Raw genomic sequence first — 1,600 nt, 5'->3', positions numbered from 1 at the left:
CTGCCGTAATCACTGTATGCATGATGATAGCCACCACTTAAATTAGCCGAAAAACCATGTTTTAGCGCGTGTTCACTACTTTGGATGCTTGCCCCAACTGATAGTAATGTGCGCTCTACCAATTCATTTGAATAAGGAAAGCCCATTTTTTTTATGGCTTTATTGCTAAGAGTCCCATTTAAAAAGTCATCTATATAACGTTGGCTATGACATAGCGAAAGTTGAGATTTGGTTGCTTTTTTAGGCTCTTGAAAGTGAATAGCCGAAACACCTAGGTTTTCTATTTCTGTTTTAAGTAACTTATACTTTTGAATAGGGAATCGATGACGTTCTGGGAGTATAAGGTCTGAATACAATGGATGATAATAAAGCTGCATAGTAAAGTGCGCTTAACGCAGCTGCTGTTTTTCTACTTGTTGAATTTTATCTTCGGTGGCAGAAATTGCTTTTCTGCAGCGGCCTAATCGAGCGTGTGTGCTTAATATTTCAAGGTTAAGCTTTTGTGCTTTAGCAGGCGAGGCTTTATCCATTTGCATTTTTCGCTCTTCAATCATGAGCACTAAACGGCGTTCAAACTCATGGTTTTGTTTTAATTCGTCGTAAAGCTCATGGGATGATTGCATTATTTTTTGCACAGCTTGCTTATAAACGGTTTGCTTAGGGCGTGGTTTATAATGGCTTTTGTTTTCTTTAACCCAAATAGGCGTTGATTTAATAACATTGAATACAGCTTGTATTTGAGCAGCAATACGTTCAAGCGCGTAGGTATAAGCATGGCGATGCTCGCTTGGTGGTAACCTTGAAACTTCGTCTTCTATTTCTATTACGTAATCGACTAGGTTCATGCTTTTGGTACTAAAAACTGCGCGGTCAAACAAGCTAGGTTGTGCTTGCATGTAACGATTTTTAGAAAAAAGTTTAGCTTTATCAAATTGCTCAGCTTGTTGTTTTAGCGTTGCAACTTGTTGGCGTAGTTTATCTAAAGCCATTGAATGCATATTAAAAGTAAGCCTCGTAAATTAGTTTTAATGCTAAAAGTATAACCATAGTATTAAATACTGGGCGAATAAATTTGCTACCAAAACGTATTGCTGAATGCGCCCCAAACCATGCGCCTAGCATAATAAAAAAGCCCATTGTTATGCCAAGTAAAAAGTTTACATGGCCGAGTGCAACAAAGGTAATTAAAGATATAAAGTTAGACACAAAATTCATTGAACGCGCTAAACCACAGTTGAGTAGCAGGTTCATTTTGTAAAGCATGCCATTAGAAGCAGTCCAAAATGTACCCGTACCTGGGCCTGCTAAACCATCAAAAAAGCCTAATGCTAAACCTTGTAGCCATTGTTTTATTTTCATCGCTTTGTTTAGTTTAGGAAGTTCATCGCCTTCGGTGGTGCTTAAATTACCAAATAAGCTATAGCCAGCAACTAAAATAATAATAATGGGGAGTAGTTTGTTTAAAAAATCGATACTTAAATGATCAACAATAACAGTACCTATCAATGCACCTACTGCGGTAGCAATAATGGAGGCTGCCCAAAACTTAGGACTAAATAAGTTCTTTTTATAGTATGTATAGCTTGCCGTTAACGAGCCA

At 37.6% G+C, this 1,600-nt stretch carries 2 protein-coding genes and 1 pseudogene; all 3 read right to left on the bottom strand.

What is annotated here, in order from left to right; genetic code table 11:
- Positions 1-377 (bottom strand): annotated as a pseudogene (locus tag L652_RS0101755) (histone deacetylase); the annotation flags it as partial.
- Between the two features lie 12 nt (positions 378-389).
- Positions 390-998: a primosomal replication protein gene (locus tag L652_RS0101750; protein WP_002958255.1), complete on the bottom strand. Its 609-nt coding sequence runs from the start codon at positions 996-998 to the stop codon at positions 390-392.
- A 1-nt stretch (position 999) separates the two neighbouring features.
- On the bottom strand, positions 1,000-1,600 hold a 601-nt coding region (locus L652_RS0101745; protein WP_024603224.1), incomplete at its 5' end, for a sulfite exporter TauE/SafE family protein.

The organism is Pseudoalteromonas sp. TB25 (genome assembly GCF_000497995.1).
Classification (GTDB): Bacteria; Pseudomonadota; Gammaproteobacteria; order Enterobacterales; family Alteromonadaceae; genus Pseudoalteromonas; species Pseudoalteromonas distincta.
The sequence above is the reverse complement of the archived record's forward strand: the minus strand, read 5'-3'. Positions and strand labels throughout refer to the sequence as shown.

Excerpts from the sequence above, each read along its gene's own strand:
- L652_RS0101750 (WP_002958255.1), bottom strand. The coding sequence starts at position 998 with ATGCATTCAATGGCTTTAGATAAACTACGCCAACAAGTTGCAACGCTA.